Source organism: Maritalea mediterranea (genome assembly GCF_021568695.1).
Taxonomy (GTDB): Bacteria; Pseudomonadota; Alphaproteobacteria; order Rhizobiales; family Devosiaceae; genus Maritalea; species Maritalea mediterranea.
In genome coordinates this window covers 1-254 of sequence record NZ_JAKGTI010000012.1, presented here as the reverse complement: position 1 = coordinate 254, position 254 = coordinate 1, and the positions used below count along the sequence as shown (strand labels likewise).

1 pseudogene is annotated in these 254 nt (G+C 61.8%); it reads left to right on the top strand.

Annotation, left to right across the window (positions count from 1 at the left end):
* Positions 1 to 254 (top strand): annotated as a pseudogene (locus L1I42_RS16170) (hypothetical protein); the annotation flags it as partial.

The following is a 254-nucleotide window of genomic DNA, read 5'->3' as shown; positions in this document are numbered from 1 at the left end:
ACAGCGATTGCGAGAGCGCGGCCGAGCAGATCATCGGGCAGACCAGCGAGGCGTTCTGGGGCAAAGGCGCCGCGACGCTCTTTGCGGGTTGCATGATCGTGTGCAAAGCCAAATGCGGCGACACTTGGGGGCTGCCGCAGCTCTACATGGCCTGCCTCCGTGAGCCCGCGCAAATGAAAGCGGAATTTGAGCAATTCTATCGCCCGGCGTCGGGTCTCATTGAATTCGATGCATCGGGCGAGCTCAGCAGGACC